At 63.5% G+C, this 5792-nt stretch carries 5 protein-coding genes; 2 read left to right on the top strand and 3 right to left on the bottom strand.

Annotation, left to right across the window (positions count from 1 at the left end; all coding sequences use genetic code 11):
• Positions 1 to 226 precede the first annotated feature (226 nt).
• Both ACH2EH_RS05420 and ACH2EH_RS05415 read right to left on the bottom strand, forming a co-directional pair.
• Positions 227 to 1669 carry a DUF1501 domain-containing protein gene (locus ACH2EH_RS05420; protein WP_395139676.1) on the bottom strand — a complete coding sequence of 481 codons (1443 nt, stop codon included), beginning with the start codon at positions 1667 to 1669 and terminating at the stop codon, positions 227 to 229.
• A 12-nt stretch (positions 1670 to 1681) separates the two neighbouring features.
• On the bottom strand, positions 1682 to 4687 hold the full coding sequence (locus ACH2EH_RS05415; RefSeq protein ID WP_395139674.1) for a PSD1 and planctomycete cytochrome C domain-containing protein: 3006 nt from the start codon (positions 4685 to 4687) through the stop codon (positions 1682 to 1684).
• 86 nt (positions 4688 to 4773) lie between these two features.
• Here ACH2EH_RS05415 and ACH2EH_RS05410 point away from each other — a divergent pair, with 86 nt between their 5' ends.
• Both ACH2EH_RS05410 and ACH2EH_RS05405 read left to right on the top strand, forming a co-directional pair.
• Positions 4774 to 5034 carry a hypothetical protein gene (locus tag ACH2EH_RS05410; protein WP_394796885.1) on the top strand — a complete coding sequence of 87 codons (261 nt, stop codon included), beginning with the start codon at positions 4774 to 4776 and terminating at the stop codon, positions 5032 to 5034.
• Positions 5031 to 5405, top strand: coding sequence for a clan AA aspartic protease (locus tag ACH2EH_RS05405; RefSeq protein ID WP_395139672.1), 375 nt, complete (start codon positions 5031 to 5033; stop codon positions 5403 to 5405). The genes ACH2EH_RS05410 and ACH2EH_RS05405 overlap by 4 nt, the downstream gene beginning before the upstream one ends.
• Before the next feature lie 243 nt (positions 5406 to 5648).
• Here the strand turns inward: ACH2EH_RS05405 and ACH2EH_RS05400 are convergent, their stop codons facing one another.
• Complete coding sequence (locus ACH2EH_RS05400) at positions 5649 to 5777, bottom strand: hypothetical protein (protein WP_395139670.1); 129 nt, start codon at positions 5775 to 5777, stop codon at positions 5649 to 5651.
• Between the last annotated feature and the right edge of the window lie 15 nt (positions 5778 to 5792).

Here is a 5792-nt window from a genome sequence, read left to right as displayed (position 1 = left end):
GATCCACATCACTTCCGCCTTGGCTACCGACGCCAATCCCCGCAAAGTTGATCGGCTTGTCGTCCGCTAAAACGGAGGAAGGGCTCAGGGTCAAGAGTGCCGCGCCGAGTCCTGCCTCGGTGAGAAACTGCCTGCGGTCCCGCTTCGAATCGTTTGTTGTACTCATGGTGGTTCCCATCGTCGTCTTGGTATGCCTGCCAGTTCTGCGTCGTTGCTACATTTTCCTCTACGCGAGAACTTCTTTCACCACGTGCCCGTGTACATCGGTCAGGCGGCGGTCAATGCCGTTCTGACGCCAGGTCAGCTTGGTGTGATCAATGCCCAGCAGATGCAGCACGGTCGCGTGGAAGTCGTACGAATAGGTGGTGTTCACGGCGGTCTTGAACGCCAGCTCGTCGCTCTCACCGTACGCCACGCCCGGTTTCACGCCCGCGCCCCAGAGCCAGCTCACGAAGGTGCCGCCGTTGTGGTCGCGCCCGTCGCCACTCTGCGCCGTGGGGGTCCGACCAAACTCGGTGGTCCAGATCACCAACGTGTCTTTGTCCAGTCCACGGGCCTTGAGGTCGCGCAGCAGTGCCGCGATCGGCTTGTCCACCTGCGCCGCCATCGGCACGAGCTCCTTCTTGATACTCCCGTGGTTGTCCCAGTTGTTCACTGCGCCCTGTGGGCCGCTCCACACCTGGACAAAGCGCACACCTCGCTCCGCCAGCCGCGCGGCGAGCAGGCAGCGCTTGCCGAAGTCGTCGGTGGGCTGCGACCCGATTCCGTACGAGTCCTTCACCGCCTGCGATTCGCGTGAGAGATCGAATGCCTCCGGCGCACTCAGCTGCATCCGGGCTGCCAGCTCGTAGCTGGCGATGCGGGCATCCAGCCGGGAATCGCCGGGATGGGACGCTGCGTGGGTCTTGTTCAGCTGGCTCAAGGCGTCCAGACCCGCCTTGTCGGAGGCCGGATTCGCGAACTTATACCGGCTACCGGCGAAGAGGTCGGACACCGCCCCCGGCCCCGTGCCGTTGATCATCGTTCCTTGGTGCACCACCGGCAGAAAGCCGCTGCTGAAGTTTCCCCGCTGGTTGTACGGAAGGCCACGCGCATCCGGGAGCACCACGAAGGTTGGCAAGTTGTCGCGAAGGTTCCCGATCGCGTACGAAATCCACGCCCCCATGCACGGGAATCCCGGCTGGATGAAGCCCGTGTTCATCATGTACGAGGCTGGCCCATGGACACTGGACTTGCTGGCCATCGCCATGAAGAACGCCATTTCGTCCACGAGCTTCGCCTGCTCCGGAAATACCTCACTGACCCAGCGGCCCGACTGGCCGTACTGCTGGAACGTGAACGGGCTCTTGAGACACAAGCCAGGGGCACTGGCCAATCCCTCGGGCCGGATGTGGTCCGGGAGCTTTTGGCCGTGGTACTTGATCAGCGCGGGCTTGTAGTCGAAGAGATCCATCGGGCTTGCGCCACCGTTCATGAAGAGCTGGATGATCCGCTTCACTTTAGGAGGGTGGTGCTGCAGGTGCAGCGTGCCCTGCCCAGCTGGCCCCGTCGGCGTCGCTTGGCTGTCCTTGGCCAGCAGGCTGGTCAGTGCGAGGCCCGCGAAGCCCCCGCCGAGTCCGGTCAAGAACTCACGTCGGTTGGTGGGAAAGCCCCAGTGCTCATCGTTCATCTATCACACCTATCAGTCTATAAACAGGAACGCATTCGCGTTCAGAATAACGCGGCAGGTCGCCTCAAGCCCATGGCCGCTCGCCATGGTTCTGAGCACCTTCCGCTCCTCGTCGGTGATCTGTCGGCCCCATGCCAGCACCGCCGCCCGCTCGATCTGGCGCGGGAGAGCTCCGCCCTCGGCCACCACGCGCTTTGCTAGCGACTGGGCGCACGAGAGTACGAAGTTGTTGTTGTAGAGCGTCAGGGCCTGCAGAGCCGACACGCTCGTGCCTCGGGTGGGGGAGAGCAATGTCAGGTCGGGGAAGTCCAGCGAGTCCATGAACGGGTCCGGAATGGAGCGCCAGACGGTACGATAGACCGAGCGCCGGTTGGCGGCGGGGCTCTCCCAGTCGAACGCCGCGTAGTCTAGGGCGGGTGTCATCTGTGGCCCGGGGCCCTGCTTGAAGTGGTTGACGCCTGGTCCGCCCATGGTGAAGTCGATCCGCCCGGCGGTCTGCAGCGCGGCGTCCCGGTACTGGTCAGCATCCAGGCGGAGGCGATTGGCCCGCCACAGCAGCCGGTTGTCCATGTCGCGTTTGGCCGCATCCGGGCGGTCGGCGGAGCTCTGCCTGTAGGCGTGGCTTGTCACCAGCAGCCGGTGCAGCTTTTTGAACGACCCCTGCGCGTCGTCCTTGAACCACGCCGCGAGATAGTCGAGCAGCTCGGGATGGCTCGGTGCACCGCCCATGCGGCCAAAGTCGCCGGGCGTGTCAACAATACCCTTGCCAAAGTGGTAGTGCCAGACACGGTTGACGATGCTGCGCCAGGTGAGGGGGTTGCGCCGGTCCACGAACCATTCCGCGAGCGCGGCGCGGCGCTGCTTCTCCTGCGTCATGTCGCGGCGCTTGAAGTAGATCCCAAGCTCCGGGAGCGCCGACAGCGCCCCCGGCCCGACCAGCTGCTTCGGCTTACTCATCTCGCCCCGCTCTAGCACGTGGATTTCTCGGGGCTTGTCTATGTTGACGAAACCTACGTTGGCCACATCGGCGGCTTTCGCGGCCACGTAGACATGCTGTAGCGGGGGCAGGGACGCGATCCCATCGGTGGCCGTTTCCCGTAGCGCGAACGTGGCGATCTCCACACGGGCGGCCTGGTCTTGTGTGGGCGCCCTCAGCAGGTCGGCCACCTTTGGCGGCACGGCGCAGAGGGCCATGCGGGGGGCATCGGCGACGCTCAAGCGGAAGCATCCCAGAACATGGCCTTTGCCGTCGTTTTGCTCGAGAATCACCTCAAGCGCGTCACCGTCGGCGAGTTCGAGGGGTTCCGCGAAGGCCAGAACAAGATGATGATCCTTGCCAAACTCCGATCCGATGCCCCACGCGGAGCCGGAGTTGCCGTCGGCGGCGTTTGCTGCGTCCTTTTTCGGCTCGGCATAATCGGCGCTGGCTCGGACAATCTTTGCCTTCTCGCGCTTGCCACCCGCACGGACAATCTCTACGGTGAGCTCGCTGAGCAGGTAGCCACCGTCGTCGGCGCGGCCGGGACCGCCTTTGGGGAGCTCGGGGGATGTGTAGGCGTCGAGACGCAGGGCACCGATGCGCCCGGTGCCGGGGTGGGCGAGGAGTGTGTAGGTGTCTTTGGCGGGGCGGGGGCCGCCCACCGCGACACGGCCGTCGTCGGCGAGGGCGAATGTGGCACCACCGACGCTGGTGGCCTTGGTCACGCGCAGCGGCTTCCAGCCGCCGAAACCAGAGATTGCCGACACGAAGGCGTCTACCACCGGTTGGTGCTCGGCAGCGAGAATGCGGGTGGCGTTCTTGCTGTCGGCGACTTCCTTCAGGCGGTTCCACTTCGTGCGCTGCTCCGCCAAGCGGGGCGTCTCGTCGTAGGTGACATCGCCCTTGACGACCCCCGCGAACACGGCCTGCAGCGACCAGTAGTCGGAGGTCGGGACGGGGTCGAATTTATGGTCGTGGCACCGGGCGCAGTTGGCAGTGGTGCTGACAAAAGTAGACATCGCCTGGTTCACCATGTCGTCGCGGTCGAGGATCTGGAACGGGACGGGGGCGGTGTAGTAGGCGCTCAGGTCGAAGTTGCCGGCGCTTAGGTAGCCCAGGGCGGGGGTGAGGTCGGGGCGATTGGGATAGAGAGCGTCTGCGGCCAGCTGCTCGCGGACGAAGCGGGCGTAGGGGACATCGTTATTGAACGTCTGGATGACATAGTCGCGGAACGGCCAGGCGTTCTTGCGACCCATGTCGTGTTCGGAGCCGTGGGAGTCGGCGTAGTGGACGGTGTCGAGCCAGTGGCGTGCCCAGCGCTCGCCGTAGCGCGGCGATGCCAGCAGGCGATCCACGACACGCTCGTAGGCACCCGGTGCCTTGTCGTTGACAAAAGCGGCGAGCTCCGCTTCGGTGGGCGGGAGGCCGGTGAGGTCGAAGGTGACGCGGCGGATCAGGGTGGGGCGGTCGGCCTCCTTGGAAAACCCCAGCCCCTTGGCGGCGAGGCGCGCCTCCAGAAAGCGGTCCACGGGATGCAGTGCTTTGCCCAAGGGAAGGGTGGGTTTCTTAATCGGTAAGAGCGACCAGTGCGTGTCCCCGGCGGGCGTAGCGGCGCTCGCCTCGGGCCAGGAGGGGCCGGACTGGATCCAGCTGCGCAGGGTTGCCACCTCGGTGGGCGTCAGCGGGGTCTTGCCGCTGGCTTTGGGCGGCATGATCAGATCGGTGTCGGTGGTGGAGACCCGCTGGATGACAGAGCTGGCATCGGGGTCGTGCGGCACCAGGCCCCGTGACCCGCTACTCCCCCCGGTCAGTGCGCTCTTGAGGCGAGTCAGCTTCAGGCCGCCGGCGGCTTGGATGTCGCCATGGCACGGCATGCACTTGGCGCGCAGGAGGGGCTGAACCTCCTTAGCGAAGTCGGGGCCTTGGGCGGCGGGTGCCTTGATTTGACTGGACGACCGAGCGGGCAGCAGAGCGGCACCAGCGACGGTGAGGGATGTCAGCGCGAGGAGAGCGCCACGGAGCGGACGTGTTTCAGTCATGATTGCTTCATTATGGCAGAAGCGTGCCACTTCTTGCCACAGATCCCTTCGGTGCCCGGATTTCTTCTTGATATAATTAGGGTGTCATGAATCCTACACAAACCACACCGCTTGCCGAGCTTGGTAAGGCCCTCTACGAGTCGCAGATTCGTCTTCACGTTGAGTTGCCAGAGAATCTTGGAAAGATCGTTGCACTGGATACTCAGAGCGCGGACTTTGAGCTGGACACCGACTTGCTCACGGCAGGAGATCGCCTGCGGGCACGACATCCTGAGGCGGCAATCTGGTTCACACGTGTAGGCTACAAGACGGCTTTTGCGGTGGGTGGAGCACTGACGCGGGGATGAGAATTTCCGGTAGCGTCTCCGCGCTGAGTGCCGAAGTAACCCTCTCCTTGGTGCTCTCTACTGGTAACCGTCGCAATGTGGCATTTGTGGTGGACACGGGGTTCCTAGGAGCACTGGCGCTCCCAGAAGCCGACTTGGAGCGTCTGGGATTACGTGTTTTTGGACAGACCGAAGCGACACTTGCCGATGGATCAAGTTGCAGCACGCTGGTATACGAAGCGCGGGTTGCCTGGGGCGAGGGAGTTCTGCGTGTTGCCGCCCTTGCGATGGGGGATCGTCCTTTACTGGGCACCGCGCTTTTGGAAGAGTGCCATCTCGGGATAGACTTCACCGAGGGAGGCACGGTTCAAATCAATCCACTCACCCGATAGTTTGCCCCGCTCTCAAATCTCGTGATAAGCCCCGGACGGTAAACCTCCGGGCTCACCCAGAGGGTACCCGGCGTCGTGCCTCCGCCGCCTAATTTTACCGACGAGGGACGAGGAGGCGGCACGAAGTGCCCCAAAGCGGGACGTTGACCGTCCACGCTAACCAGCCAATCACCATCACGGGATTTGAGACAGGAGCAAACTTTCACACCTAATCCACCATTAGTGGCAAGGTTGCTTTATACTCTAGGCATCGATTGCCGTCGCCCCGTGGGTGAAAATTGCCCGCATCGGCGCACCGCGAACGAGAAAGAGGCTCATTGCCATGACACCCGTAACGACAACGACGACAAACACTAAGACAACGACGGGCAAGACCGTTTTTCAAAC

The sequence above is a fragment of the Armatimonas sp. genome (genome assembly GCF_043760365.1).
Classification (GTDB): domain Bacteria; phylum Armatimonadota; class Armatimonadia; order Armatimonadales; family Armatimonadaceae; genus Armatimonas.
This window is presented reverse-complemented; position numbering and strand designations above follow the sequence as displayed.